This window comes from Variovorax sp. TBS-050B (assembly GCF_029893635.1).
In the GTDB taxonomy this organism is placed as follows: Bacteria; Pseudomonadota; Gammaproteobacteria; order Burkholderiales; family Burkholderiaceae_C; genus Variovorax.
In genome coordinates this window covers 2,167,804-2,194,171 of sequence record NZ_JARXYR010000002.1, presented here as the reverse complement: position 1 = coordinate 2,194,171, position 26,368 = coordinate 2,167,804, and the positions used below count along the sequence as shown (strand labels likewise).

20 protein-coding genes and 2 pseudogenes are annotated in these 26,368 nt (G+C 68.6%); 14 read left to right on the top strand and 8 right to left on the bottom strand.

Features of this window, described 5'->3' with window-relative positions:
* Nucleotides 1-5 precede the first annotated feature (5 nt).
* Nucleotides 6-917, bottom strand: coding sequence for a LysR family transcriptional regulator (locus M2165_RS13235; protein ID WP_280815081.1), 912 nt, complete (start codon nucleotides 915-917; stop codon nucleotides 6-8).
* Nucleotides 918-1,065: 148 nt separating this feature from the next.
* Between M2165_RS13235 and M2165_RS13230 the strand changes: the two genes are divergently transcribed.
* The 13 genes and pseudogenes from M2165_RS13230 to M2165_RS13170 all read left to right on the top strand — a co-directional run bounded on the left by M2165_RS13230 (nucleotide 1,066) and on the right by M2165_RS13170 (nucleotide 17,161).
* Nucleotides 1,066-3,201 carry a 3-hydroxyacyl-CoA dehydrogenase NAD-binding domain-containing protein gene (locus M2165_RS13230; protein WP_280815080.1) on the top strand — a complete coding sequence of 712 codons (2,136 nt, stop codon included), beginning with the start codon at nucleotides 1,066-1,068 and terminating at the stop codon, nucleotides 3,199-3,201.
* A gap of 31 nt (nucleotides 3,202-3,232) precedes the next feature.
* Nucleotides 3,233-4,423, top strand: a complete 1,191-nt coding sequence (locus M2165_RS13225) for an acetyl-CoA C-acyltransferase (protein WP_280815079.1) — start codon at nucleotides 3,233-3,235, stop codon at nucleotides 4,421-4,423.
* Between the two features lie 12 nt (nucleotides 4,424-4,435).
* Nucleotides 4,436-5,644, top strand: a complete 1,209-nt coding sequence (locus M2165_RS13220; RefSeq protein WP_280815078.1) for an acyl-CoA dehydrogenase family protein — start codon at nucleotides 4,436-4,438, stop codon at nucleotides 5,642-5,644.
* A gap of 11 nt (nucleotides 5,645-5,655) precedes the next feature.
* Nucleotides 5,656-6,798 carry an acyl-CoA dehydrogenase gene (locus M2165_RS13215; protein ID WP_280815077.1) on the top strand — a complete coding sequence of 381 codons (1,143 nt, stop codon included), beginning with the start codon at nucleotides 5,656-5,658 and terminating at the stop codon, nucleotides 6,796-6,798.
* Nucleotides 6,795-7,613 (top strand): enoyl-CoA hydratase, encoded by an 819-nt coding sequence (locus M2165_RS13210; RefSeq protein WP_280815076.1) that lies wholly within the window; start codon nucleotides 6,795-6,797, stop codon nucleotides 7,611-7,613. The genes M2165_RS13215 and M2165_RS13210 overlap by 4 nt, the downstream gene beginning before the upstream one ends.
* A 76-nt stretch (nucleotides 7,614-7,689) precedes the next feature.
* Nucleotides 7,690-8,901 (top strand): CaiB/BaiF CoA-transferase family protein, encoded by a 1,212-nt coding sequence (locus M2165_RS13205; protein ID WP_280815075.1) that lies wholly within the window; start codon nucleotides 7,690-7,692, stop codon nucleotides 8,899-8,901.
* Between the two features lie 51 nt (nucleotides 8,902-8,952).
* Entirely contained in the window at nucleotides 8,953-9,957 is a 1,005-nt protein-coding gene (locus tag M2165_RS13200) for a tripartite tricarboxylate transporter substrate binding protein (RefSeq protein ID WP_280815074.1), read from the top strand.
* 55 nt (nucleotides 9,958-10,012) lie between these two features.
* Nucleotides 10,013-11,974 (top strand): acyl-CoA synthetase, encoded by a 1,962-nt coding sequence (locus tag M2165_RS13195; protein ID WP_280815073.1) that lies wholly within the window; start codon nucleotides 10,013-10,015, stop codon nucleotides 11,972-11,974.
* Between the two features lie 29 nt (nucleotides 11,975-12,003).
* Nucleotides 12,004-12,996: a tripartite tricarboxylate transporter substrate binding protein gene (locus M2165_RS13190; RefSeq protein WP_280815072.1), complete on the top strand. Its 993-nt coding sequence runs from the start codon at nucleotides 12,004-12,006 to the stop codon at nucleotides 12,994-12,996.
* Nucleotides 12,997-13,097: 101 nt separating this feature from the next.
* Nucleotides 13,098-13,682 (top strand): TRAP transporter small permease, encoded by a 585-nt coding sequence (locus M2165_RS13185; RefSeq protein WP_280815071.1) that lies wholly within the window; start codon nucleotides 13,098-13,100, stop codon nucleotides 13,680-13,682.
* The gene (locus M2165_RS13180; protein ID WP_280815070.1) at nucleotides 13,679-14,977 is read left to right on the top strand and encodes a TRAP transporter large permease; all 1,299 of its coding nucleotides are present in this window, start codon (nucleotides 13,679-13,681) and stop codon (nucleotides 14,975-14,977) included. The genes M2165_RS13185 and M2165_RS13180 overlap by 4 nt, the downstream gene beginning before the upstream one ends.
* Nucleotides 14,978-15,128: 151 nt before the next feature.
* Nucleotides 15,129-16,167, top strand: a pseudogene (locus M2165_RS13175) (DctP family TRAP transporter solute-binding subunit).
* A gap of 46 nt (nucleotides 16,168-16,213) precedes the next feature.
* Entirely contained in the window at nucleotides 16,214-17,161 is a 948-nt protein-coding gene (locus M2165_RS13170; protein ID WP_280815069.1) for a nucleoside hydrolase, read from the top strand.
* A gap of 155 nt (nucleotides 17,162-17,316) precedes the next feature.
* Here the strand turns inward: M2165_RS13170 and M2165_RS13165 are convergent, their stop codons facing one another.
* The 5 genes from M2165_RS13165 to M2165_RS13145 all read right to left on the bottom strand — a co-directional run bounded on the left by M2165_RS13165 (nucleotide 17,317) and on the right by M2165_RS13145 (nucleotide 21,892).
* Complete coding sequence (locus M2165_RS13165) at nucleotides 17,317-18,054, bottom strand: amino acid ABC transporter ATP-binding protein (protein WP_280815068.1); 738 nt, start codon at nucleotides 18,052-18,054, stop codon at nucleotides 17,317-17,319.
* Between the two features lie 39 nt (nucleotides 18,055-18,093).
* A complete protein-coding gene (locus tag M2165_RS13160; protein WP_280815067.1) occupies nucleotides 18,094-18,783 on the bottom strand; it encodes an amino acid ABC transporter permease in 690 nt (229 codons plus the stop codon).
* Nucleotide 18,784: 1 nt separating this feature from the next.
* Complete coding sequence (locus tag M2165_RS13155; protein ID WP_280815066.1) at nucleotides 18,785-19,516, bottom strand: amino acid ABC transporter permease; 732 nt, start codon at nucleotides 19,514-19,516, stop codon at nucleotides 18,785-18,787.
* Between the two features lie 125 nt (nucleotides 19,517-19,641).
* Entirely contained in the window at nucleotides 19,642-20,541 is a 900-nt protein-coding gene (locus M2165_RS13150; RefSeq protein ID WP_280815065.1) for a transporter substrate-binding domain-containing protein, read from the bottom strand.
* A gap of 364 nt (nucleotides 20,542-20,905) precedes the next feature.
* Nucleotides 20,906-21,892, bottom strand: a complete 987-nt coding sequence (locus M2165_RS13145) for a LysR substrate-binding domain-containing protein (protein ID WP_280815064.1) — start codon at nucleotides 21,890-21,892, stop codon at nucleotides 20,906-20,908.
* Between the two features lie 82 nt (nucleotides 21,893-21,974).
* Between M2165_RS13145 and M2165_RS13140 the strand changes: the two genes are divergently transcribed.
* Nucleotides 21,975-23,423: an amidase gene (locus M2165_RS13140; RefSeq protein WP_280815063.1), complete on the top strand. Its 1,449-nt coding sequence runs from the start codon at nucleotides 21,975-21,977 to the stop codon at nucleotides 23,421-23,423.
* Here the strand turns inward: M2165_RS13140 and M2165_RS13135 are convergent.
* Both M2165_RS13135 and M2165_RS13130 read right to left on the bottom strand, forming a co-directional pair.
* On the bottom strand, nucleotides 23,410-24,348 hold the full coding sequence (locus M2165_RS13135) for a 2-hydroxyacid dehydrogenase (protein ID WP_280815062.1): 939 nt from the start codon (nucleotides 24,346-24,348) through the stop codon (nucleotides 23,410-23,412). The genes M2165_RS13140 and M2165_RS13135 overlap by 14 nt on opposite strands.
* A gap of 168 nt (nucleotides 24,349-24,516) precedes the next feature.
* Nucleotides 24,517-26,353 (bottom strand): annotated as a pseudogene (locus M2165_RS13130) (ABC transporter ATP-binding protein/permease).
* Nucleotides 26,354-26,368 lie beyond the last annotated feature (15 nt).

Genomic DNA, 26,368 nt, shown 5'->3' with positions numbered 1-26,368 from the left:
GCGCGCTAGTTCGATTCGGCGGCCGCGCCCGGCGCGCGCACCCGCTCGAGGATGAAGTCGATGAAGGTGCGGATCGCGCGCGTGTGCTGGCGGTTCGGCATGTAGAGCATGAACATCTGGGTGCCGAAGATCGACAGGCGCCAGTCGTCGAGCGTGGTCAGCACCTCGCCGCGGCGCACGTCGTCGTTGACCACGTAGTCGGGCACGAGGCCGATGCCCAGGCCCGCGAGGATGGCCTGGCGCAGGAACAGGAAGTTCTCCGAAATGAGCGTCGGCTCCAGGATCACCTCGCGCCGGGTCTCGCCCTGGTAGGCCGACACGCGCAGCTGCCGCCCGATGACCGCGGCCGTGACCACGGGCGCGCCCTGCAGCCCGTCGAGCTGCGTCGGCAGCGGATGCCGCGCGGCATAGTCGCGCGATGCGCAGGCTACGTAGCGCACCGGGCCGAGTTCGCGCGCCACGAGGTTCTGCGGCGGCTCGGGCATCACGCGGATCGCGATGTCGACCTCGTCGCGCAGCAGGTCCTCGATGCGGTTCTCGAACACCACGTCGAGCACGATGCCCGGATACCGGCGCTTGAAGTCGATCAGCCAGTCGGCCATCACGAGCTGGCCATAGCCGCTCGGCACGCTGAGCCGCACGCGGCCCTGCAGGCCTTCGCCCAGCGTGGTGACCGACTCGCGCGCGGCCAGCAGCTCGCCCTGGATCGCGACGCCGTGCTGGTAGAGGCGCAGGCCGATCTCGGTCGGCTCGGCGCGGCGCGTGGTGCGGCGCACGAGCTGCGCGCCCACCGAGCGCTCCAGCTGGTTCAGGTGGTAGCTGACGTTGGCGCGGCTCATCTTGAGCCGGCGCGCGGCGGCGCTGAGGTTGCCCGCATCGATGATTTCCACCAGCAGGGACAGCGATTGGAGGTCCATGGCGGGGATTCTGTCAAAAGTTCTTTGACAGTCTGTCAACGCCTTATGCAATTGTCAAAGGCCGGCACCCGGCCAAGAATGCGGGGTTCACCCCAGAGCCTCAGGCCCTCGCGCAATTGCAGGGCCTCCAACGCGAGAGACAAAGCACATGGCCAGCACTTCCTCCAGCCCCTCCACGTCTTCCGGTCCCGTCAGCTTCGCGCGCGAAGGCGGGGTGTTCGTCGTCACCATCGACAACCCGCCCGTCAACGCGCTGGGCGTGGACGTGCGCCGCGGCCTCGTGGCCGCGATCGAGGCCGTCGAGGCCGATGCCGATGCGAAGGCGGTGCTGATCGTCGGCGCGGGCCGCAACTTCATCGCGGGCGCCGACATCCGCGAATTCGGCCAGGCGCCGCAGCCGCCCTCGCTGCCCGAGGCCTGCCTGAAGATCGAGAACTGCAGCAAGCCCGTGGTCGCCGCGATCCACGGCGCCGCGCTCGGCGGCGGGCTGGAAGTGGCGCTCTCGGCGCACTACCGCCTCGCCGCGCCCAGCGCCAAGCTGGGCCTTCCCGAAGTGGCGCTGGGCCTGCTGCCGGGCTCCGGCGGCACGCAGCGCGCGCCGCGCCTGATCGGCGTGAAGCCCGCGCTCGAACTGATGCTGAGCGGCCGCCACGCGGGCGCGAAGGAAGCGCTCTCGCTTGGCCTGGTCGACCGGCTCGGCCAGGAGGCCGATGCCCGCGCCGAAGGCCTGGCCTACGCGAACGAGCTGATCGCCGCCCACGCGCCGGTGCGCCGCACGCGCGAGGCCGCGGGCCTGGCCGACAAGGACGCGGCGCGCGCCGCGCTCGAAGCCGCGCGCGCCGAGACCGCGAAGAAGAGCCGCGGCCTGTTCTCGCCGATGAAGATCATCGAGGCGGTCGAGGCCGCGCTCACGCTGCCCTTCGACGAAGGCATGGCGCTGGAGCGCAAGTTGTTCCTGCAGTGCATCGACAGCCCGCAGCGCGCGGGCCTGATCCATGCCTTCTTCGCCGAACGCGAAGTGCTGAAGGCGCCAGAGACCAAGGCCGCGAAGCCGCGTGCGCTCGAATCGGCCGGCATCGTCGGCGGCGGCACCATGGGCGCGGGCATCGCGGTGGCGATGCTCGACGCCGGCCTGCCCGTGACCATGATCGAGCGCGACGACACGCAGCTCGCACGCGGGCGCGCCAACGTCGAGAAGGTCTACGACGGCCTGGTCAAGAAGGGCCGCATGACGGAAGAAGCCAAGGCCGCCGTGATGGCGCGCTTCACGGGCTCGACCGCCTACGACGCGCTCGCGAAGGCCGACATCGTGGTCGAGGCCGTGTTCGAGGACATGGCGGTGAAGAAGGCGGTGTTCGCCGAGCTCGACCGCGTCTGCAAGCCGGGCGCGGTGCTCGCCACCAACACCTCGTACCTCGACATCGACGAGATCGCGGCCAGCATCTCGCGGCCGCAGGACGTGGTGGGCCTGCACTTCTTCTCGCCGGCCAACATCATGAAGCTGCTCGAGATCGTGGTGCCCGCGAAGGTCAGCGCCGACGTGGTCGCCACCGGCTTCGAGCTCGCGAAGAAGCTCAGGAAGGTGCCGGTGCGCGCCGGCGTGTGCGACGGCTTCATCGGCAATCGCATCCTCGCGGTCTACCGCCAGGCCGCCGACCACATGATGGAGGACGGCGCCTCGCCCTATCAGATCGACGAAGCGGTGCGCAACTTCGGCTACCCGATGGGCCCGTTCCAGGTGTCGGACCTCGCCGGTGGCGACATCGGCTGGGCCACGCGCAAGCGCAAGGCCGCCACGCGCGACCCGAAGGCGCGTTACGTGCAGATCGCCGACCGCATCTGCGAGCGCGGCTGGTTCGGCCAGAAGACGGGCCGCGGCTACTACCTCTATCCCGAAGGCGCGCGCACCGGCCAGCCCGATCCCGAGGTGCTCGCGATCATCGACGCCGAGCGCCGGCGCGCCGGCATCACGCCGCGCGCCTTCACCGAGGACGAGATCATGCGCCGCTACATGGCCGCGATGATCAACGAGGGCGCCAACGTGGTGCACCAGGGCATCGCGCTGCGTCCGCTCGACGTGGACGTGACCTTCCTCTACGGCTACGGCTTCCCGCGCCACCGCGGCGGCCCGATGAAGTACGCCGACACGGTCGGCCTCGCGAAGGTGCTGGCCGACATCCGCGAATTCGCGAAGGAAGACCCGCTGTTCTGGCAGCCCTCGCCGCTGCTCGTCGAACTGGTCGAGCGCGGCGCCGACTTCGCGAGCCTCAACCAAGCCGGGTAACCGGCGCCCCCGTCCACCAGGAGCCATTCCCATGCGCGAAGCCGTCATCGTTTCCACCGCCCGCACGCCGCTGACCAAGGCGCACCGCGGCGAATTCAACATCACGCCCGGGCCCACGCTCGCGGCCTTCGCCGTGAAGGCGGCGGTCGAGCGCTCCGGCCTCGACCCGGCGCAGATCGAGGACGCGATCCTCGGCTGCGGCTACCCCGAGGGCACCACCGGCCGCAACATCGCGCGCCAGGCGATCATCCGCGCGGGCCTGCCGATCTCGATCGCGGGCACCACGGTCAACCGCTTCTGCGCCTCGGGCCTGCAGGCGATCGCGATGGCCGCGGGCCGCATCGTGGTGGACGGCGCGCCGGCCATGATCGCGGGCGGCGTCGAGAGCATCTCGCAGATCCGCAGCCGCAGCGCCACCGATGCGGGCGACAGCGGCATGGACCCGTGGATCGTGGAGCACAAGCCCGCGCTCTACATGGCGATGATCGAGACCGCCGACATCGTGGCCCAGCGCTACGGCATCAGCCGCGAGGCGCAGGACCGCTTCTCGGTCGAGAGCCAGCGCCGCACCGAGGAAGCCCAGCTCGCGGGCCGCTACAAGGACGAGATCGTGCCCTGCACCACCACGATGGCGGTGACCGACAAGGAGACGAAGGAAGTCAGCCACCGCGAGGTCACGGCCACCGAGGACAACTGCAACCGCCGCGGCACCACCTACGAGGCGCTGGCCAAGCTCAAGCCCGTGATGGGCGAGGACAAGTTCATCACCGCGGGCAATGCCTCGCAGCTCTCGGACGGCGCCTCGGCCTGCGTGCTGATGGAAGCGAAGGAAGCCGAACGCGCCAACATCAGGCCGCTCGGCGCCTTCCGCGGCCTTGCGGTGGCGGGCTGCGAGCCCGACGAGATGGGCATCGGCCCGGTGTTCGCGGTGCCCAAGCTGCTCGCGCGCCATGGCCTCAAGGTGCAGGACATCGGCCTGTGGGAACTCAACGAAGCCTTCGCCTCGCAGTCGATCTACTGCCAGGACCGGCTGGGCATTCCGTCGGAACTGCTCAACGTGAACGGCGGCGCGATCTCGATCGGCCATCCCTTCGGCATGACCGGTGCGCGGCTCGCAGGCCACGTGCTGATCGAGGGCAAGCGCCGCGGTGCGAAGTACGCGGTGGTCACGATGTGCATCGCGGGCGGTATGGGTGCGGCGGGCCTGTTCGAGATTTACTGAGACCGAGAATTCATGGACCTGAACTTCACCCCCGAAGAGGAAGCCTTCCGCGCCGAAGTGCGCGCCTTCCTCGCCGACAAGCTGCCCGCGCGCCTTTCCGACAAGGTCAAGAGCGGCAAGATCCTCGAGAAGGCCGACATGGCCGAGTGGCACGCGATTCTCAATGCGCGCGGCTGGCTCGCCAACCACTGGCCCGAACAGTACGGCGGACCGGGCTGGACCGCGGTCGAGAAGTTCATCTTCGAGAACGAATGCGCGCTCGCCTTCGCGCCGCGCATCGTGCCCTTCGGCGTGAACATGCTCGGCCCGGTGCTCATCAAGTACGGCAACGAGGCGCAGAAGAAATACTGGCTGCCGCGCATCCTCAACGGCGACGACTGGTGGTGCCAGGGCTATTCGGAACCCGGCGCGGGCTCCGACCTCGCGGCCGTCAAGACCTTGGCCGTGCGCGGCATCGATGCCCAGGGCGACCACTTCATCGTCAACGGCCAGAAGACCTGGACCACGCTGGGCCAGCACGCCAACATGATCTTCTGCCTGGTGCGCACCAACCGCGAGGCGAAGAAGCAGGAGGGCATCAGCTTCCTGCTGATCGACATGAACTCGCCCGGCGTGGAAGTGCGTCCGATCATCACGCTCGACGGCGAGCATGAAGTGAACGAGGTGTTCTTCTCCGACGTGCGCGTGCCGGCCGAGAACCTCGTGGGCGAGGAGAACAAGGGCTGGACCTGCGCCAAGTACCTGCTGACCTACGAGCGCACCAACATCGCGGGCGTGGGCTTCTCGGTGGCGGCGCTCGAGCAGTTGAAGGGCATCGCGGCGAAGCGCATGAAGAACGGCAAGCCGCTGGCGGAAGACCCGGCCTTCGCGGCGCGCATGGCGCGCGTGGAGATCGACCTCGAGAACATGAAGACCACCAACCTGCGCGTGATCGCGGCCGTGGCGGGCGGTGGCGTGCCGGGCGCGGAAAGCTCGATGCTCAAGATTCGCGGCACCGAGATCCGCCAGGAGATCTCCTCGCTCGCGCGGCGCGCGATGGGCGTCTACGGGCGGCCCTTCGTCGCGGAAGCGCTCAAGGACGGCTACGACGGCGAGACCTTCGGGCCCGACTACGCCTCGGCCGCGGCCTCGCGCTACTTCAACAACCGCAAGCTGTCGATCTTCGGCGGCTCCAATGAAATCCAGAAGAACATCATCTCCAAGATGATCCTGGGCCTGTAAGGAGAGATGCCATGAACTTCGAACACACCGAAGACCGGCGCATGCTCGCCGACAGCCTGAACCGTTTCATCGCCGAGCAGTACGCCTTCGATGCGCGCGACCGCATCGCCAAGTCGGCGCACGGCTTCAGCCAGGAGATCTTCCGCCAGTTCGCCGAGCTCGGCGTGATCGGCGCGCTGTTCAGCGAGGCCGACGGCGGCTTCGGCGGCAGCGGCTTCGACATCGCCGTGGTCTTCGAGGCGCTGGGCCGCGGCCTGGTGGTCGAGCCGCTGCTCGGCGCGGTCATGGTCGGCGAGGCGATCAGCACCGCCGGCAGCGAGGCCCAGAAGCAGAAGCTCGGCGCGATCATCAACGGCGAGATCGTCGCGGCCTTCGCGCACGACGAGGCCGACACGCACTACGAGCGCACCCGCGTGCAGACCTGGGCGGAACGCAGCGGCGACGGCTGGGTTCTGAACGGCGCCAAAGCCGTGGTGCCGCAGGGCGAGCAGGCCGACCTGTTCCTGGTCTCGGCGCGCTGCGCGGGCGGCGTGGACGACGCGGCCGGCATCTCGCTCTTCCTGGTGCCCGCGAAGACCGCCGGCCTCACGGTGCGCGGCTGCCCGTCGATCGACGGCGGCCGCGTGGCCGAGCTCTCGTTCGAGGGCGTGAAGCTCGGCGCCGAGGCGCTGCTCGGCAGCGCGGGCGAAGGCCACACAGTGCTCGAACGCGCGATCGGCCGCGGCGTGCTCGCGCTCTGCGCCGAGGCGCTCGGTGCGATGGAAGCGGCCAAGGCCGCGACGCTCGACTACCTGCGCACGCGCAAGCAGTTCGGCCTGCTGATCGGCAGCTTCCAGGCGCTGCAGCACCGCATGGCCGACCTGCTGCTCGAGATCGAGCAGGCCCGCTCGGCGGTCATCAACGCCGCGGCCGCCATCGACGGCAACGACCGCGTGGCGCGCGAACGCGCGCTCTCGGCCGCCAAGTTCAGCATCGGTCGCATCGGCGCGCTGGTGGCGGAAGAAAGCATCCAGATGCACGGCGGCATCGGCATGACCTGGGAGCTGCCGCTGCCGCATTACGCCAAGCGGCTCGTGATGATCGACCACCAGCTCGGCGACGAGGATCATCATCTGCAGCGCTACATCCAACTCGGCAAGGAGATCGCAGCATGAGCGAAGGCAACAAGACCGTTCTCGTGAGCCAGGAAGGCGCTGTGCGCATCCTGACCAACAGCAACCCGGGCGCGCGCAACGCGATCACGCCCACGCTCTACGCGGAACTCTCGGCCGCGTTGGCCGACGCGGAGCGCGACCCCGAGGTCGGCGCGATCGTGTTCACCGGCGCGGGCGACTTCTTCTGCTCGGGCGGCGACCTGAACCTGCTCGCCAAGCGGCGCGAACTGCCGATGGCCGAACGGCGCCAGATCCTCGAAGGGCTCAACAACCTGATCCGCGCGCTGCGCGACTGCGGCAAGCCGGTGATCGCGGCCGTCGAGGGCGGCGCCGCGGGCGCGGGCCTGTCGATGGCGCTGGCCTGCGACATGCTGGTCTCGGCGCGCGATGCCTTCTTCACCGTGGCCTACGTCAAGGTCGGGCTCACGCCCGACGGCGGCGCGACCGCGTTCCTGGCCGAGTTCGTCTCGCGCCAGGTGCTGACCGAGCTCTGCCTGACCGGCGACCGCGTGACGGCCGAGCGGCTCAACCAGCTCGGCGCGGTCAACCGCCTGACCGACAAGGGCCAGGCGCTCGCCGAGGCGGTGGCGCTCGCGGCCCAGGTCGCGACCGGTCCGCAGCGCGCGATGGCGCGCATCAAGTCGCTGTGCCGCCAGGCGCACCATGCCACGCTCGAGCAGCAGCTCGACGCGGAAGCCGTGTCGATGGTCGAGTCGCAGGGCGATGTCGAGGCGGCCGAGGGCATCGGCGCCTTCCTCGGCAAGCGCCGCGCCGACTTCGTCGCGTTGCGGCGCGCGCCGAAGGGCGCGGCCTGACACGGCGGCCGGCATCCCAGATCCACGCCCCGCACGCCCTGCGGGGCTTTTCCGTTTTCCCAAAGTCTTCCTCGCCATGCCTTCCTCACTGAATTCATCGCTGCCGCTCGCCGGCGTGCGCGTGCTCGACCTCTCCCGCATCCTGGCCGGCCCCTGGTGCGGCATGGTGCTGGCCGACATGGGCGCCGAGGTCATCAAGGTCGAGCATCCGGGCCGCGGCGACGACACGCGCGACTGGGGTCTGCGCGTCGGCCAGACCGAGACCGCCTACTTCAACAGCGTGAACCGCAACAAGCGCTCGGTCACGCTCGACCTGCAGACGCCCGAGGGCCAGCAGATCGCGCGCGACCTCGCGAAGCAGTGCGACGTGGTGCTGCAGAACTTCAAGTACGGCGGCATCGACAAGCTGGGCCTCGGCTATGCGCAGCTGAGCCAGGAGAACCCGCGCCTGATCTACTGCTCGATCTCGGGCTACGACCGCACCGGCCCCGAGGCCGCGCGGCCCGGCTACGACCTCGTGGTACAGGGCGAGGCCGGGCTGATGGCGATCAACGGCGAAGCCGACCAGGCGCCGCTGAAGTTCGGCGTGGCGGCGGTGGACCTGTTCACCGGCATGTACTCGGCGCAGGCCGTGCTCGCGGCGCTCTACCAGCGCGAGCGCACGGGCAAGGGCCGCCATGTCGAGATGGCGCTGTTCGACTGCGGCCTGATGATCACGGCCTATTACGGCCTCGAGGCGCTGCTCGCGGGCGAGGACCCGCCGCGCTACGGCAACTCGCATCCCTCGATCGTGCCCTACGGCGTGTTCGACGCGGCCGACGGCCCGCTGGTCATCACGGTGGGCAACAACGCGCAGTTCGCGCGCTTCTGCACCGAGGTGATCGAGCGGCCCGACCTCGCGGCCGACGAGCGCTTCAAGACCAACATCCTGCGTTCGGCCAATCGCGCGGTGCTCTTGCCCGAACTGCATGCCGAACTCGCGAAGCGCCCGCGCGCGCTGCTGCTCGAGAAGCTCACGGCGGCGGGCATTCCCTGCGGCGAGGTGCTGGGCCTGCTCGAGGCGCTGCGCTCGAAGCGCGCGACCGAGGCCGGGCTGGTCACGCGCCAGCCCCATCCGGTGGCCGGCGAGGTCGACGTGCTCGCGCCGCCCTACCGCTTCGACGGCGAGCGCCTGCCGGTGCGCAGCGCGCCGCCCACCTTGGGCGAAGGCACGCGCGACGTGCTCCAGTCCCTGCTCGGCCTGTCGGAAGACAAGCTGGCCGCGCTCAAGTCCGGCGGCGTGATCTGAACCGCGCACGCCGCGCTCCCGTGCATCCCTGATCCCCTGAAACAGCAGTCCATGGCTCTCTCCTCTTCCTCTTTCCGTTCCCTCCGCCATCCCGCACGCCGCGCGCTGCTCGCCGCCGCCCTTGCGCTGACCGCCGGCAGCGCCCTCGCGCAGGCCTGGCCCGCCAAGCCCATCACCTTCGTCGTGCCCTTCCCGCCCGGCGGCCCGACCGACGTGGCGACGCGCATCGTGGCGCAGAAGATGTCGCAGGGCCTGAAGCAGAACATCCTGATCGACAACCGCAGCGGCGCCTCGGGCACCATCGGCGCGGCCTTCGCGGCCAAGGCCGCACCCGACGGCTACACCTTCGTGATGCTCGCCACGCCCACGCTGCTGGCGGCCCACCTCTACGGCCAGACGCCCTACGACATCTTCAAGAGCTTCACGCCCGTGGGCACGGTCTACGACCTGCCGATCGTGATGGTGGTCAATCCGAAGTCGCTGCCGGAAGTCACCAGCCTGCAGGGCCTGATCGCCAAGGCCAAGGCCGAGGGCGGCAAGCTCAACTACACGACCGCGGGCGCCGGCAGCTTCGGCCACTTGACGACCGAGCAGCTCAAGAACATCGGCAAGTTCGAGATGCAGCACGTGCCCTACCGCGGCAGCGCGCCCGCCGTGACCGACCTGATCGGCGGCCAGGTGCCGGCGATGTTCTCCGACCTCGTGGCCGTGACGCCGCACATCCGCTCGGGCACGCTGCGCCCGATCGCGGTCGGCTCCGGCACGCGGCTGCGCCTGCTGCCCGAGGTGAAGACCGTGGCCGAGCAGGGCTTCCCGGGCTTCGACGCCACCTCGTGGGGCGGCCTGCTGGCGCCGGCCGGCACGCCGAAGGACGTGGTCGACCGCGTGAGCGCCGAACTCAAGACCGCGCTCGCCGACAAGGAAGTGCAGGAGAAGCTCGAAGGCGTGGGCTCGTTCGCGGCCTACGCCACGCCCGAGCAGACCGGCCAGCGCATGCGCCAGGACTACGATCGCTGGGGCAAGGTGATCCGCGACAACAAGATCACCGCCCAGTAACCGGCCGCGGCACCAGAAGAAACAGCGCGGCCGTGCGGCCGCAAGGAGACAAGCCATGGCAGCAGCAGACAAGGCCATCGACCACGCCTACCCGCGCCCGGTCGGCGCACCGTTCCGCCCCGCGTTCCCGGTGCGCAGCCTGGCGGACATCCGCCGGCTCGAGCAGACGCCGCTCGAAGAGGCGCTCACGGTGCGCAGCACCTACGAGATCTTCCGCAACGCGGGCCATGCCTTCGGCGCCAAGAACGCGCTGACCTTCCTGCGCACCGGCAACCCGGCCGACGAACCGATCCGCTGGTCGTATGCCGAGCTGCTCGCGCGCATCCACCAGACCGCGAACCTGCTGCATGCGCTCGGCGTGGGGCCGCAGGACGCGGTCGCCGTGCTGCTGCCGGGTTGCCTCGAATACCACCTCGCGCTCTGGGGCGGCGAGGCGGCCGGCATCGTGCAGCCGCTCAATCCGCTTCTGACCGACGAGAAGCTGGTGGCACTGATGACCGCCGGCCGCGCCAAGGTGCTGATCGCCTACGGCTCCGATGCCGAATCGGGCATGTGGTCGAAGGCGATGCGGCTGCGCGGCCAGGTGCCCACGTTGACCACGGTGCTGCGCGTGGCGCCGCACGACGAAGCGCCCGGCGCGGCGGGCGCCCTGCCCGAGGGCGTGGCCGACTTCGATGCGCTGCGCGCGGCGCAGCCTTCGGACCGCCTCGTGAGCGGACGCGACATCGCGCCCGCCGACATCGCGGCCTACTTCCACACCGGCGGCACCACCGGCGCGCCCAAGCTCGCGCGCCACAGCCACGGCGCGCAGGTGTTCACGGCCTGGGCCAGCGTGCAGGTCGCGGGCATGAACGAGAACGGCATCTCGATCAACGGCTATCCGCTGTTCCATGTGGCGGGCGTGCTGCCGGCCTCGCTGGCCTCGCTGTCGGCCGGGGTCGAGGTGATCATTCCCACCACCTCGCTGCTGCGCAACAAGGAGGTGCTCGCCAACTACTGGAAGCTGGTCCAGAAGTACCGGCCGACCTCGCTCTCAGCCGTACCCACGGTGCTCGCGGCGCTGGCCAACGTGCCGCTGGACGGCGCCGACATCTCCTCGATCAGCTACTGCCGCACCGGTGCGGCGGTGCTCTCGCCCGAGCTCGCGGCGCGCTTCGAGCGCCTGTTCGGCCTGCATGTGCACGAGAGCCTGGGCATGACCGAGATGGCCGGCATCTCGACCATCACGCCGCCGGGCGTGGACGGGCCCGCTGGCTGCGTGGGCTTTCCGCTGCCCTACATGCAGATGCGCATCGTCGCGCTCGACGAGAACGGCAACGCCAGCGACCGCGAACTGCCGCCCGGCGAGCAGGGCATGGTGCTTTTCAAGTCACCCAATCTCTTCTCGGGCTTCGTCGATCCGGCCGACAACGCGAAGGCCTTCACCGCCGACGGCTGGCTCGCGACCGGCGACCTGGGCTGGATCGACGCCGAGGGCCGGCTCAACCTCAGCGGCCGCTCGAAGGACCTGATCATCCGCAGCGGCCACAACATCGACCCCAAGGTCATCGAGGATGCGATCGGCGCGCACCCGGCCGTGCAGCTCTGCGCCGCCGTGGGCGCGCCCGACGCCTATGCGGGCGAGCTGCCGGTGGTCTTCGCGACGCTGGTGCCCGGCGCCTCGGCCACCGAAGAGGAGCTGCTGGCCTTCACCGCCGCGCGCGTGGACGAGGCGCCCGCGAAGCCGCGCTCGGTGTTCGTCATCGACACCATGCCGATGACCAACGTCGGCAAGATCTACAAGCCCGAACTGCGCGCCATGGCCGCGAGCCGGGTGGTGGCGGCCACGGTCGCGCAGCTGGGCGCCGAACTCGGCATCGAGGCGGCCGCGCTGCCGCAGGTGCGGACCGAGGGCGAGCGCCTGGTCGAGGTGCGCATCGACCCCGCGGCCGCGGGCGCGCACGCGGCCACGCTGCAGCAGCGCATCGAAGCCGCCCTCGCGCCGCTGCCTTTCAAGACGCGGGTGCACACCGCCTGACAAGAACCACCATCGGAGACATCGACGACATGAAGACCCCCGCCATCCCCCGCCGCGCCTTCCAGCGCGCCACCGCCGCCGCGCTCCTGCTCGCGGCCACGGGCGCCTGGGCCCAGACCTACCCGAGCAAGCCGATCCGCATGGTCGTGCCCTTCGCCGCCGGCGGCGCGACCGACGTGCTCGCGCGCGTGATCGGCGAGAAGATGGCCGCGGGCCTCGGCCAGCCGGTCATCGTCGACAACAAGCCCGGCGCGGCCGGCATCATCGGCACCGACGCCGTCGCCAAGGCCCCGCCCGACGGCTACACGCTGGTGCTGGCGCTCAGCAACTCGCTGCTCACGAACCAGTTCCTCTACACCAAGCTGCCCTACGACACGCAGCGCGACCTCACGCTGGTCTACCAGATCGCCACCGCGCCGCTGGTGCTGGTGGTGCATCCAAGCGTGCCCGTGAAGACCGCGCCCGAGCTGCTGAAGTACGTGGCCGCCAACAAGGGCAAGGTGGCCTACGGCTCCTACGGCGTGGGCGCCTATCCGCACCTGGCCGGCGCGCACATGAGCCTGTCGCAGAAGGCCGAGATGAACCACGTGGCCTACAAGGGCGAGTCGCCGATGCTGCAGGACCTGATCGGCGGCCAGATCCAGATGGCCTTCGCGAGCGCGCTCGTGGCCAAGCCCCACATCGAGGCCGGCAAGCTCAGGGCCGTCGGCGTGAGCGGCGAGCGCCGCATGGCGACGCTCCCCAACGTGCCCACGCTGGCCGAACAGGGCCTGGACGACGAGGCCTACCGCGTGACCGGCTGGCTCGCGATCGCGATGCCCGCCGGCACGCCCAAGCCGATCGTCGCGCGTATCGCCGAGGAAGTCGGCAAGGCCACGCGCCAGCCCGATGTGCAGCAGCGCGTGGCGGCCATGGGCTTCGACCTCAAGGAGAGCTCGCCCGAGGCCTTTTCCGCGGTCTACAGGAAGGAGAGCCCGGTGTGGGAGCGGCTGATCAAGGAGTCGGGCGCGAAGCTCGAATAGCGTCCCCGGGGGGCGCGGAGGGGGCCGCAGCTTAGGAAAACCCCGATGAAGGAAAGGGCATGGATGGCTAACATCCCTCGCTGCTTCCCCCTTTCCCCTCGATGACCACTCCCAACGAGTCCGGCCCGGTGCTGGACGCCGCCAGCCCCCTCCCCCCCGACATCGAAGCCGCCGACGAGCCCACGAAGGTGCCGCTCGCCATCGAGGACTGGCTCACCGTCCTCATCATGGGCGCGCTCGCGCTCATCACCTTCGCCAACGTGCTGGTGCGCTACTTCACCGACTCCTCCTTCGCCTGGACCGAGGAGTTCTCGGTCTTCCTGATGATCATGCTGGCGCTGGTGGCCGGCTCGGCCGCGGTGGCGCGCGACCGGCACATCCGCATCGAATACTTTTCCGAGAGCGGTTCGATGGCGCGGCGCAAGCGGCTCGCGCAGTTCGGGGCGCTGATGATCGCGCTGCTGTTCACGCTGATCGGCGCGCTGAGCATCCGCATGGTGTGGGACGACTGGCGCTTCGACGAGACCACGCCGGGCATCGGGCTGCCGGCCTGGTGGTATTCGATGTGGCTGCCGATCGTCTCCTTCGCGATCGCGCTGCGCGCCGTGGGCCTGATGATCCGTCGCGGTCGCAAGGACGTGCGCACGCACGAGGGCGACGACGGCGGCAAGGACGGCGCCCGGTGATCGCGACGCTGCTCTTCGTCGCCTTCCTGCTGATGATGCTGGTGGGCGTGCCCATCGGCGCTTCGCTCGGGCTCGCGGGCGCGGCCTGCATCGCGCTCGCGAACGCCGACGCCCAGTGGTACGGCCTGCTCGCGGTGCCGCAGAACTTCTATGCGGGCCTGGGCAAGTACCCGCTGCTCGCGATCCCGATGTTCGTGCTCGTGGGCTCGATCTTCGACCGCTCCGGCGTGGCGCTGCGGCTGGTGAACTTCGCGGTGGCGATCGTCGGGCGCGGGCCCGGCATGCTGCCGCTGGTCGCCATTGCGGTGGCGATGTTCCTCGGCGGCATCTCGGGGTCGGGCCCGGCCAACGCCGCCGCCGTGGGCGCGGTGATGATCGCCGCGATGTCGCGCGCCGGCTACCCGGCGCCCTTCTCTGCCAGCGTGGTGGGCGCCGCGGCGGCCACCGACATCCTGATACCGCCCTCGGTGGCCTTCATCGTGTATTCGGTGCTGGTGCCCGGCGCCTCGGTGCCGGCGCTGTTCGCGGCCGGCATGGTGCCTGGCGTGATGGCGGGCCTGGCGCTGATGATCCCGGCCGTGCTGCTCGCGCGCAAGCACAGGATGGGCGCGCTCGAATCGACGCTGCCGCGCCCGCCATTCTGGAAGAGCCTGCGCGATGCGAGCTGGGGCCTGGCGGCGCCGGTGCTGATCCTCGGCGGCATGCGCGCGGGCTGGTTCACGCCCACGGAGGCCGCGGTGGTGGCGGTGTTCTACGGCCTGTTCGTGGGCATGTGCGTGCACCGGACCATCAAGGTGCGCGACCTGTTCGTGATCCTGCGCGAATCGGGCGAGCTCTCGGCCGTGATCCTGATCGTGGTGTCGCTCGCGGGCATCTTCGCGTATTCGCTCTCCACGCTCGGCGTGATCGATCCGGTGACGCGCGCGATCGTCGATTCGGGCCTGGGCGAGTACGGCATCCTCGCGCTGCTGATCCTGCTCTTGATCACGGTCGGCATGTTCCTCGACGGTGTGTCGATCTTCCTGATCTTCGTGCCGCTCTTGCTGCCGATCGTGCAGCACTACAAGTGGGACCCGGTGTGGTTCGGCGTGATCCTCACGCTCAAGGTCGCGCTCGGCCAGTTCACGCCGCCGCTCGCGGTCAACCTGATGGTGTCGTGCCGCATCGCGAAGGTGCGCATGGAAGAGACGGTGCGCTGGGTCGGCTGGCTGCTGTTCTCGATGTTCGTGGTGATGGTGCTGGTGATCGCCTTCCCCGAACTGGCGCTGTGGCTGCCGAGGAAGCTCGGGTATTGAATGCGGGGGCAGAACGCAGAGGACGCGAAGGTTTCGCAGAAGTCGCAAAAGAAAAACCAAATTTTGATTTCTTCTTTTGCGACTTCTGCGTGATCTCTGCGATCTCTGCGTTCGGCTGTCCGATCCTTGATGACAACTGGAGACTAGACAAATGAAGTTCCGCCGCACACTGCTCGGCCTCGCCGCCGTCGCGACCCGCCCTCGGCCTGTTCTCGACCGGCGCCATGGCGCAGGCCGCCTACAAGGCCGAGTACAAGATGTCCCTCGTGCTGGGCCCGCCCACGCCCTGGGGCCAGGCCGGGAAGATCTGGGCCGACCTGGTGAAGGAGCGCACGCAGGGGCGCATCAACATCAAGCTCTATCCGGGCGTGTCGCTGATCCAGGGCGACCAGACGCGCGAGTTCAGCGCGCTGCGCCAGGGCGTGATCGACATGGCCGTGGGTTCGACCATCAACTGGTCGCCGCAGGTCAAGCAGCTCAACCTGTTCTCGATGCCCTTCCTGATGCCCGACTACGCGGCCATCGACGCGCTCACGCAGGGCGAAGTGGGCAAGGACATGTTCAAGACCCTCGAGAAGGCCGGCGTGGTGCCGCTTGCCTGGGGCGAGAACGGCTTCCGCGAGATCACCAACTCGAAGAAGCCGATCAGGTCGCCCGAGGACCTCAAGGGCATGAAGATCCGCGTGGTCGGCTCGCCGATCTACTCCGACATGTTCACCGCGCTCGGCGCCAACCCGACGCAGATGAGCTGGGCCGATGCGCAGCCCGCGCTCTCGAGCGGCGCGGTCGACGGGCAGGAGAACCCGCTGTTCCTGTTCACCGTGCTCAAGATGCAGAATGTGGGCCAGAAGTTCGTGACGACCTGGGGCTACGTGGCCGATCCGCTGGTGTTCGTGGTCAACAAGGAGATCTGGGCCTCGTGGACGCCGGCCGACCAGGCCATCGTGCGCCAGGCCGCGATCGACGCCGGCAAGCAGGAGATCGAGATCGCGCGCAAGGGCCTGGTCGAGGCCGACAAGCCCGTGCTCAAGGACATCGCCGGCATGGGCGTGACCGTGACCCAGCTCACGCCGGCCGAGCGCGAGGCCTTCGTGAAGGCCACGCGGCCGGTGTACGAGAAGTGGAAGGGCACGGTGGGCGCGGACCTCGTCGCGAAGGCCGAGAAGGCGATCGCGGCGCGCAAGAAGTAGGCGCCTCCCAGGCGTGCGCCGGGGCATGGGCGCGACAATCGCACCCATGCCGCACACCCTGATCATCGACACGGACCCCGGCGCGGACGACGTGATCGCGCTGCTGTTCGCCATGGCGGCGCCCGAGGCGCTGAAGCTCGAAGCCCTGACCACGGTGGCCGGCAACGTGCCGCTCGCCAAGACCTCGCGCAATGCGCGCCTCGCCTGCGAATGGGGCGGCCGGCCCGGCATTCCGGTGCATGCCGGCGCCGAGCGGCCGTTGCGGCGCGCAGCGATCCATGCGGACCATGTCCATGGGCAGGAAGGCATCACCGGCGTGGCGGTGCACGAGCCCGCCGTGTCGCTCGCCGAAGGCCACGCGGTCGACCACCTGATCCGCACGCTGCGTGCCGCGCCCGCGCACAGCGTGACGCTCGCGATGCTCGGCCCCCAGACCAACCTCGCGCTCGCGCTCGAACAGGCGCCCGACATCGTGCGCGGGCTGCGCGAACTGGTGCTGATGGCGGGTGCGCATTTCAACGGCGGCAACATCACGCCGGTGGCCGAGTTCAACGTGTTCGCCGATCCGCATGCGGCCGAGGCGGTGCTTCGGCATTGCAGCGGCGTGCCGGTGACGATGCTGCCGCTCGACGTGACGCACAGGATCCTCACGAGCGAGGCGCGGATCGCGCGGCTGCGCGGGCTGGGCAACCGCGCCGGGCGCATCGTGGCGGACATCCTCGACGCCTATGCGCCGCAGGAGATGCGGCACTACGGCCTGCCGGGCGGGCCGGTGCACGATGCGACCGTCATCGCCTGGCTGCTCGCGCCTTCGCTGTTCAGCGGGCGCGCGATCCACGTCGAGATCGACAGCCGCGAAGGCATGGGCTTCGGGCAGACCGTGGCCGACTGGCACGGCAGCCTGGGGCGCGCGGCGAACGTGAACTGGATCGTGGACGGGGATGCGCAGGGCTTCTTCGACCTGCTGACGGCGCACATCGCGCGGCTGCCTTGAAGGCGGGAGCGGGCAGCCGGACGCAGAGGACGCGAAGGGTTCGCGAAGGACGCGAAAAGGACAAAGACAAATAAAAAAGGGAAACCAGAATCACCTGGTTTCCCTTTTGCGATCTTCGCGAATCCTTCGCGTCCTTCGCGTCCGGCGGTCCGTATTCAGTGCTGCAGGATCTTGTCCAGGAAGTCCTTGGTGCGCGGCTGACGGTTCTCGGGGTGGTTGAAGAACTCGTCCTTCGAGCAGTCCTCGAGGATGCGGCCGCCCACGTCGATGAAGATGACGCGGCTCGCGACCTTGCGTGCGAAGCCCATTTCGTGCGTGACCACCATCATGGTCATGCCTTCCTTGGCCAGGCTCACCATCACGTCGAGCACTTCGCCGACCATCTCGGGGTCGAGCGCCGAGGTGGGTTCGTCGAACAGCATCACGATCGGGTCCATGCTGAGCGCGCGGGCGATCGCCACGCGCTGCTGCTGGCCGCCCGAGAGCTGGCCCGGGAACTTGTCCTTGTGCGCCATCAGGCCCACGCGGTCGAGCATCTTGAGGCCGCGGGTCTTGGCCTCTTCGGGCGAGCGGCCGAGCACCTTGATCTGCGCGATCGTGAGGTTCTCGGTCACCGACAGGTGCGGGAACAGCTCGAAGTGCTGGAACACCATGCCCACCTTCGAGCGCAGCTTCGGCAGGTTGGTCTTGGGGTCGTGCAGCGGAATGCCGTTGACGGTGATCTCGCCCTTTTGGAAGGGCTCGAGCGCGTTCACGGTCTTGATGAGGGTGGACTTGCCCGAGCCCGAGGGCCCGCACACCACCACCACGTCGCCCTTGGAGATGCTCACCGAACAATCGTTGAGCACCTGCACGGGGCCGTACCACTTCGAGACGTTCTTGATTTCGATCATTTTTTCAGACATTTCTTTTCTCTCCGGTTAGCCGCGCGATCAACGGATGATGGCGATCTTCTTGTGCAGGCGCTTGACCAGCCAAGAAAGGGCATAGCACATGATGAAGTAGACGACAGCGGCGAGCAGGTAGGCCTCGATCGGGCGGCCGAAGTTCTTGCCCGCGGTTTCGAAGCCCTTGAGCATGTCGTAGGCGCCGATCGCGTAGACCAGCGAGGTGTCCTGGAACAGGATGATGGTCTGCGTGAGCAGCACCGGCAGCATGTTGCGGAAGGCCTGCGGCAGCACCACGAGGCGCATGTTCTGGCCGTAGGTCATGCCGACCGCCTGGCCCGCGTAGACCTGGCCGCGCGGGATCGACTGGATGCCCGCGCGCATGATCTCGCTGAAGTAGGCCGCCTCGAACGCGATGAAGGTGATCACGGCCGAGATCTCGGAGCGGTAGTTCGTGCCGAGCGAACCGAAGCTCGCATAGAACGAAGCCGGCACCAGCAGGAAGAACCACAGGATCACCATCACCAGCGGAATGCTGCGCATGCCGTTGACGTAGATGGCCGCGGGCGCATCGAGCCACTTCTTGCCCGACAGGCGCATCAGCGCCAGGACCGTGCCGAAGATCACGCCGCCGATCGTGGCCACCACCGTCAGCATGATGCTGAAGTAGAAGCCCTTGACGACGAAGTTGCTGATGACTTCCCAGTTGTAGAAGGACAGGTCGAGATTCATCATGTCAGTGCCCCCCGCCGCCGCTGGCCGAGACGATGAAGCCCGGCACGCGGGTCTTCTTCTCGATGAAGGCCATGATGCGGTTGATCGCGAAGGCCGAGATCACGTAGAGCGCGGTGACCGCCAGGTACACCTCGATGCCGCGCGAGGTTTCCTCCTGCGCCTGCATCGCGAACATCGTGAGTTCGGTCACCGACACCGCGAAGGCCACGGACGAGTTCTTGAAGATGTTCATCGTCTCGCTCGTGAGCGGCGGGATGATGATGCGGTAGGCCATCGGCAGGATCACGTAGCGGTAGTACTGCGGCGTGGTGAAGCCCACCGCCATGCCCGCGTAGCGCTGGCCCTTGGGCAGCGCCTGGATGCCCGAGCGCACCTGCTCGGCGATCCGTGCCGAGGTGAAGAAGCCCAGCGCGAGCACCACCAGCACGAAGCTCGGCACGCTCTTCATCGCCGGGATCAGCGCCGGAATCACGTGGTACCAGAGGAAGATCTGCACCAGCAGGGGAATGTTGCGGAACAGCTCGACCCAGGCATTGCCCAGCCGCACCAGCCAGGGGCTGTTGGGCAGCGTTCGCACGATGCCGATCAGCGAGCCCAGCACCAGCGCGACGATGAGCGCCAGCAGGGCCACCGACACCGTCCAGCCCCATGCGGACAGCATCCACTCCCAGTAGGTCGGGTACTTCCCGCCCGGGTCTTGCAAGAAGACCTGCCAATCCCAGTTCGATCCCATAGGGGACTCTCCTTCTTTCCAGATTTCCCGACGCCGCGCGTGCGGGGGTCATGCACGCGCGCCGCCTTGCGAAAACAAACGCCCGCCGGGGGCGGCGGGCGTTGCGCAGGTGACCTTCGTGCCGATTACTTCTTGGCGTACTCTTCCATGGGCTTGTCGTTCGGATTTGCCCAGGCTGCCTTGGTCGCGTCGGACAGCGGCAGGTTGATGGTGACGTTGGCCGGCGGGATCGGCTTCAGGAACCACTTGTCCCAGAGCTTGGCGAGCTCGCCGCTCTTGATCTGCGCCTTGATGCTGTCGTCCACGGCCTTCTTGAAGGCGGGGTCGTCCTTGCGGATCATGATCGCGATCGGCTCGACGCTGAGCACTTCGCCGACGATCTTGTAGTCGGCGGGCGACTTCGACTTGGCGATGTTCGAGGCCAAGATCGAGCCGTCCATCACGAAGGCGTCGGCGCGGCCCGATTCGAGCAGCAGGAAGCTGTCGGAGTGGTCCTTGCCGTAGAGCTCCTTGAAGTCGATGCCGCCGGCGCGCTCGTTCTTGCGCAGCGTCTGCACCGAGGTGGTGCCGGTGGTCGTGGCCACGGTCTTGCCGTTGAGGTCCTTGATGCTGTTGATGCCCGAATTAGCCTTGACCGCGATGCGCACTTCTTCCACGTAGGTGGTCACGGCGAAGGCGACGTCCTTCTGGCGCGCGGCGTTGTTGGTGGTGGAGCCGCACTCGAGGTCGACCGTGCCGTTCTGGACCAGGGGCACGCGGTTCTGCGAGGTCACGGGCTGGTACTTGGTCTCCAGCTTGGCGAGGCCCAGCTGCTTCTGGATGTCCTTGATGATGTTGGTGCAGACGTCGTAATGGAAGCCCGTGTACTGGCCGTTGCCCAGCGTGTACGAGAGGCCCGACGATTCACGCACGCCCTGGGTGACCACGCCCGAGGCCTTGATCTTGGCCAGCGTGTCGTTGGCCTGTGCAAAGGCGCTCCCTGCAGCCAGCGCTGCGACGGCCAATGCAAATACTTGCTTTTTCATACAGAAAACTCCTGATGGTGACAGAAAAAGAGAAACAGAAATAAAACGAAATTCTAGACACTCAGGCCTCGGGGAATACCCGGACCAACCCGGTGCATTCCCGAAGCCCGTGCACCGAACGCAGCCACCGATGCGTCGTCATGGTGCAACGAATGCGAATCGACCGGGATTGTCGGACTTTCATAAAGCAGCCTTTGTGCCCGCCGCCGTTAAAAAAAAGCACGCGTCGACAGCGCGTGCGGACGGCCGTGACGGCAGCCTGAAAAAACTGCCGCGACTGTAGAGACCGCCCGTCGCTCACGCCAATGCCGTTTGTGGAGGGTGCCATGCCCCGCATTTATAGATTGTGCAGTGCACAAAAGGCTCAGCGGGCGGGCTGCGCGCTGACGAGGTACGACCACAGCGCGTCGGCGGTGCGCTTGGGCTGCAGGCTTTCGGAAGGCGGCGCCTTGGCCGGGCGGCCCGCGCCGGCCTTCACGGGCACCGGCGGGCTCGGCCGCTCGCGGTAGGCGCGGATTTCCATCGTCGCCTCGAGGCTGTCGATCTCGGGCGGCAGCGCGCTCACGAGCTTGCGGGCCTTGATCTCCTTGCGCACCGCGCTCTGCGGCAGGAAGGCGATGCCGTGGCCCTCGAGCGCCATCACCTTGAGGCCCTCGGCCATGTCGGTTTCGTAGACCCGGTCGAGGTGGATCGCGGTGCCCGATTCCTTGAGCAGCTGGTCGACCACTCGGCCCAGGTAGGCGCCCGGTGCATAGCCCAGGTAGGGCAGCGGCTGGCCGGGACGGCCCGGCAGCCGGAAGCGTGGGGCGCCCTCGGCATCGGCCTTGACCCAGGGGCTCACGACCTCCTCGCCCAGGCTGACCATCTCGTACTTGTTGGCGTCGAGCTGCAGCGGCTGCGAGGGATGGTGGTAGGCGATCAGCAGATCGCAGCTGCCCTCGACGAGGCGCAGCACGGCATCGTGCACGTTGAGCGCGATGAGCCGGCTCTTGATCGGTCCGAAGTGCTCGCGCAGGCTGGTCACCCACGACGGAAAGAAGGTGAAGGCCAGCGTGTGCGGCACCGCGATCTCGATCACGTCCTGGCCGGCGGCCGAATGGCCGCGCAGCATCGCGCGGGTGCTCTGCAGCGACTGCAGCATCTCGATCGCCTGCCCGTAGAGCGTTTGTCCCGCGGGCGTGAGCCGCGTCGGGTAGGAGCTGCGGTCGACCAGGTCGGTGCCGGCCCAGCCCTCGAGGGCCTGTATGCGCCGCGAGAAAGCGGGCTGCGTGACGTGCCTCAACTGGGCGGAGCGGCTGAAGCTGCGGGTTTCCGCCAGGCTGATGAAGTCTTCGAGCCACTTGGTTTCCATACGCGGCGATTATGTCCGCGCGGCGACGGGCGCGGGCGCCTGGCCGATACTTGCGCCTCCCTGCATTCCCTTGCCCGCCGCCATGCCGACTGCCGACATCCTCGACCTCAGCGCCACGGAACTCTCGCGGCACATCGCGTCGCGCGCGCTTTCATGCCTCGACCTGATGCAGGCCGCGCTGGCGCGCATCGAGGCGCTCAACCCGCGCTTCAACGCGATCGTTTCGCTGCGCGCGCCGGAGGCCCTGCTCGCCGATGCCCGCGAGCGCGATGCCGAGCTCGCGCGCGGCCAGCGGCGCGGCTGGATGCACGGCTTCCCGCTCGCGGTGAAGGACCTGAGCCATGCCGCCGGGCTGCCGACCTCGATGGGCTCGCCGCTCGCACCGCGCTCGCCCGCGCGCGGCGACAGCCTGCACGTGGCGCGCATGCGCGCGGCCGGCGCCATCGTGGTCGGCAAGACCAACACGCCCGAGTTCGGCCTGGGCTCGCACACCTACAACCCGGTGTTCGGCATCACGCGCAATGCCTACGACCCGGCACGCAGCGCCGGCGGCAGCAGCGGCGGCGCGGCCGTCGCGCTGGCGCTCGGCATGCTGCCGGTGGCCGACGGCAGCGACATGATGGGCTCGCTGCGCAATCCGGCGGCCTTCAACAACGTGATCGGCATGCGCCCTTCGCGCGGGCGCGTGCCGGGCGATCCGGAGCAGGAGCTCTTCTTCCAGCAGCTCGGCACCGAAGGCCCGATGGCGCGCAGCGTGGAAGACGCCGCCCGGCTGCTCGCGGTGCAGGCGGGCTTCGATGCGCGCCTGCCGCTCTCCTCGCCGCAGCCGCTGCCCTCGCCCGATGCGCTGCAGATCGAGGGCGAGGTGCGCGGCCTGCGGGTGGGCTGGCTGGGCAGCCTCTGGCCCGACCTGCCGCTCGCGCCCGGCATCCTCGAACTCGGCGAGCAGGCGCTCGACACCTTCCGCGCCATCGGCTGCGAGGTCGAGCCCTGCACGCTCGACGTGCCGCGCGACCACAACTGGAGTGCCTGGCTGCGCCTGCGCCAGCTGCTGGTCGGCGGCAAGCTCGGCGCCTACAGGGCCGACCCGAAGCTGTTCGCGCAGCTCAAGCCCGAAGCGCAATGGGAGGTCGAACAGAGCCGCCACCTCGACGCGGCCTCGCTCTACCAGGCCTCGCTCTGGCGCTCGAACGTGTACCGCGCGTTCGCGAAGCTGTTCGAGCGCTTCGACTTCGTGCTCGCGCCGACGGCGCAGGTGTTCCCGTTCGATGCCGAGCTGCACTGGCCCGGCGAGGTCGCCGGCGTGAAGAGCGACACCTACCACCGCTGGATGGAGATCGTCACGCCCTTCACGCTGGCCGGCCTGCCGACGCTCAACGTGCGCGCCGGCTTCGGCGAGGGCGGCCTGCCGATGGGCATGCAGCTCGCCGGGCCGATCCATGCCGACCTCGAGGTGCTGCGGCTCGGGCATGCGTACGAGCAGGCGTGCGGCTGGGGCGCGCACCGCCCGCCGGTGCTCAGATCGGCGTGAGCACGCCGCGCCCCGCGAAGTGCCCTTCGGCATTCGCGAGGAAATGGTCCACCGAGCGCTGCGTCGCCTCGGGCGACCAGCCCGCCATGTGCGGCGTCAGCAGCACGTTGTCGAGGCCCACCAGCGGCTGGGGCCGCTTCGGCTCGCTCTCGTAGACGTCGAGCCCCGCGCCCGCGATGCGCCGCTCGCGCAGCGCCGCGGCCAGCGCCTCGGTGTCGACCACGCTGCCGCGGCCGATGTTGACCAGGTAGCCCTGCGGCCCGAGCGCGTCGAGCACCTCGGCGTTCACCAGATGCTTCGTCGCGGCCCCGCCGGGTGCGGCCAGGATCAGGAAATCGGCCCAGGCGGCGAGCGACTTCAGATCGCCGAAGTAGCGGTGCGCCACGCCTTCCTTGGGCTTGCGGTTGTGGTAGCCGATCTCCATGTCGAAGGCCGCCGCGCGCTTGGCGATCTTCTGGCCGATGGTGCCGAGGCCGAGGATGCCGAGCTTCTTGCCCGAGACGTTCGGCGGCTGGGGAATGGCTTCGCGCCACACGCCTTCGCGGCACAGCCGGTCGAGCTTGCGGAACTCGCGCACGATGCCGATCAGCAGCCCGAAAGCATGGTCCGCCACGCAGTCGTCGTTGGTGCCCGCGCCGTTCGCCGTGGCGATGCCGCGCGCGCGCGTGACCTCGAGCGGCACGCATTCGTAGCCCGCGCCCATGCAGCAGACCAGTTCCAGCGCCGGCATGGCCGCGATCTCCTCGGGCGTGATGCCGATGACGCCGATGGTCAGCACCGCGCGGAACTTCGCGCCATGTTCCGCGATGGCGGCCGCGCGCTCGGCCTCGCCGAAGGCATAGGTCATGTCGTAGACCTCGGCGATCTGGGCCTGGTGCGCACGCGAAAGGCTGCTGAGCACCAGCAGGGGAATCTTGGTCGACACGTCTGAACTCCTGAAGTGGGTGGTGATGGATGGGGTTGTGAAATCGGACAGCCGAACGCAGAAGGAAGACAAAACCACGCAGAAGTCGCAGAAGAAATCATTGGTGGATCGTTCTGCGTCTTTTGCGAAACCTTTGCGACTTCTGCGTTCGGCCGTTCGTGAATCGAACTAGAGCAGCGGGGCCGCCTCGCTCTTCTGCAAGGCCCACATCTGCGCATAGCGGCCCTGCTTGGCGAGCAGCGCGGCATGCGTGCCGCGCTCGACGATCTCGCCGGCCTCGAGCACCAGGATCTCGTGCGCATCGACCACGGTCGAGAGGCGGTGCGCGATCACCAGCGTGGTCTTGCCCTGCGCGGCGCTCTTGAGTTCCGACTGGATCGCGCGCTCGTTGGCCGAATCGAGCGCCGAGGTGGCTTCGTCGAAGATCACGATCGGCGGGTTCTTGAGCAGCGTGCGCGCGATCGCCACGCGCTGCTTCTCGCCGCCCGAGAGCTTGAGGCCGCGCTCGCCCACCGTCGTCTCGTAGCCCTTGGGCGTGGCGACGATGAAGTCGTGGATGCGCGCGGCGCGCGCGGCGGCTTCGACCTCTTCGCGCGTGGCGCCGGGGCGGCCGTAGGCGATGTTGTATTCGACCGTGTCGTTGAAGAGCACCGTGTCCTGCGGCACGATGCCGATGGCCCGGCGCACGCTGGACTGCTGCACTTCGCGGATGTCCTCGCCGCCGATGGTGATGCGGCCGTGCTGCACGTCGTAGAAGCGGTAGAGCAGCCGCGCGAGCGTCGACTTGCCCGAGCCCGAGGGTCCGACCACGGCCACCGTCTTGCCGGCCGGTATCTCGAAGCTGACGTGCTTCAGGATCGGACGCGCGGGCTCGTAGGCGAAGCTCACGTCCTCGAAGCGCACGCTCGAATCGGTGCCCGCCAGCGGCTGCGCGCCGGGCGCGTCGCGCACCTCGCGCTCCTTCTCCATCAGCACGAACATCTTGTCTAGATCGGTCAGGCTCTGCTTGATCTCGCGATAGATCACGCCCAGGAAGTTGAGCGGGATGTAGAGCTGGATCATGAAGGCATTGACCATCACCAGGTCGCCGAGCGTCATGCGCCCCTCGACCACGCCCGCGGTGGCGCGCCACAGCATCAGCACCAGACTGACCGCGATCAGCAGCTGCTGGCCGGTGTTGAGCATGCTCAGCGTGCGCTGGCTCTTGATGGCGGCCTTGCGGTAGCGCTCGAGGCTGGCGTCGTAGCGGCCGGCCTCGAACTCCTCGTTGTTGAAGTACTTGACGGTCTCGTAGTTCAGCAGCGAATCGACCGCGCGGCTCTGCGGCCACCGAGTCGAGCTCGTTCATGGTCTTGCGGAACTGCGTGCGCCATTCGGTCACGGTGACGGTGAAGCCGATGTAGAGCACCAGCGCGGCCAGCGTGATCCAGACGAAGGCGGCATCGAACTTCACGCCCAGGATGGTGAGCACGAGCACCAGCTCTATCAGCGTGGGCACGATGCTATAGAGCGACATCGAGACCAGCGAATGCACGCCGCGCGTGCCGCGCTCGATGTCGCGCGTCATGCCGCCGGTCTGGCGCTCGAGGTGGAAGCGCAGGCTCAGCGCATGCAGGTGCCGGAACACCTCGAGCGCGATCTGCCGCGCCGTGCCCTCGGTGGCCTTGGCGAAGATCAGTTCGCGCAGTTCGCCGAACAACGAGGTCGAGAAGCGCAGCAGCCCGTAGGCCAGCAGCAGCCCGATCGGGACGATCAGCAGCGCCTGCGCCATGTCGGGGCGCGGCGTCATCGTGTCGATGAGGTTCTTCAGCAGCACCGGCACGCCGACGTTGGCGACCTTGGCGCCCACCATGAACGCGAGCGCGGCCGCCACGCGCCACTTGTACTGCCAGAGGTAGGGGAACAGGCGCCGCAGCGTGGCCCAGTCGGAGCGGTCGCTGCGCGCAGGCGGATGCCCGGCGGCGGGATGGGAGGGGGATGGGAGGGCTTCGCCGCTGCGGCGCATGAGGGACAATCGTGG

Bases quoted from the DNA above. Each gene is read 5' to 3' on its own strand.
- M2165_RS13200 (WP_280815074.1), top strand. From the start codon at position 8,953: ATGGCTCTCTCCTCTTCCTCTTTCCGTTCCCTCCGCCATCCCGCACGC.
- M2165_RS13215 (WP_280815077.1), top strand. From the start codon at position 5,656: ATGAACTTCGAACACACCGAAGACCGGCGCATGCTCGCCGACAGCCTG.
- M2165_RS13210 (WP_280815076.1), top strand. From the start codon at position 6,795: ATGAGCGAAGGCAACAAGACCGTTCTCGTGAGCCAGGAAGGCGCTGTG.
- M2165_RS13195 (WP_280815073.1), top strand. From the start codon at position 10,013: ATGGCAGCAGCAGACAAGGCCATCGACCACGCCTACCCGCGCCCGGTC.
- M2165_RS13170 (WP_280815069.1), top strand. From the start codon at position 16,214: ATGCCGCACACCCTGATCATCGACACGGACCCCGGCGCGGACGACGTG.
- M2165_RS13190 (WP_280815072.1), top strand. From the start codon at position 12,004: ATGAAGACCCCCGCCATCCCCCGCCGCGCCTTCCAGCGCGCCACCGCC.
- M2165_RS13225 (WP_280815079.1), top strand. From the start codon at position 3,233: ATGCGCGAAGCCGTCATCGTTTCCACCGCCCGCACGCCGCTGACCAAG.
- M2165_RS13160 (WP_280815067.1), bottom strand. From the start codon at position 18,783: ATGATGAATCTCGACCTGTCCTTCTACAACTGGGAAGTCATCAGCAAC.
- M2165_RS13235 (WP_280815081.1), bottom strand. From the start codon at position 917: ATGGACCTCCAATCGCTGTCCCTGCTGGTGGAAATCATCGATGCGGGC.
- M2165_RS13165 (WP_280815068.1), bottom strand. From the start codon at position 18,054: ATGATCGAAATCAAGAACGTCTCGAAGTGGTACGGCCCCGTGCAGGTG.
- M2165_RS13155 (WP_280815066.1), bottom strand. From the start codon at position 19,516: ATGGGATCGAACTGGGATTGGCAGGTCTTCTTGCAAGACCCGGGCGGG.
- M2165_RS13205 (WP_280815075.1), top strand. From the start codon at position 7,690: ATGCCTTCCTCACTGAATTCATCGCTGCCGCTCGCCGGCGTGCGCGTG.
- M2165_RS13150 (WP_280815065.1), bottom strand. From the start codon at position 20,541: ATGAAAAAGCAAGTATTTGCATTGGCCGTCGCAGCGCTGGCTGCAGGG.
- M2165_RS13220 (WP_280815078.1), top strand. From the start codon at position 4,436: ATGGACCTGAACTTCACCCCCGAAGAGGAAGCCTTCCGCGCCGAAGTG.
- M2165_RS13185 (WP_280815071.1), top strand. From the start codon at position 13,098: ATGACCACTCCCAACGAGTCCGGCCCGGTGCTGGACGCCGCCAGCCCC.
- M2165_RS13230 (WP_280815080.1), top strand. From the start codon at position 1,066: ATGGCCAGCACTTCCTCCAGCCCCTCCACGTCTTCCGGTCCCGTCAGC.
- M2165_RS13145 (WP_280815064.1), bottom strand. From the start codon at position 21,892: ATGGAAACCAAGTGGCTCGAAGACTTCATCAGCCTGGCGGAAACCCGC.
- M2165_RS13140 (WP_280815063.1), top strand. From the start codon at position 21,975: ATGCCGACTGCCGACATCCTCGACCTCAGCGCCACGGAACTCTCGCGG.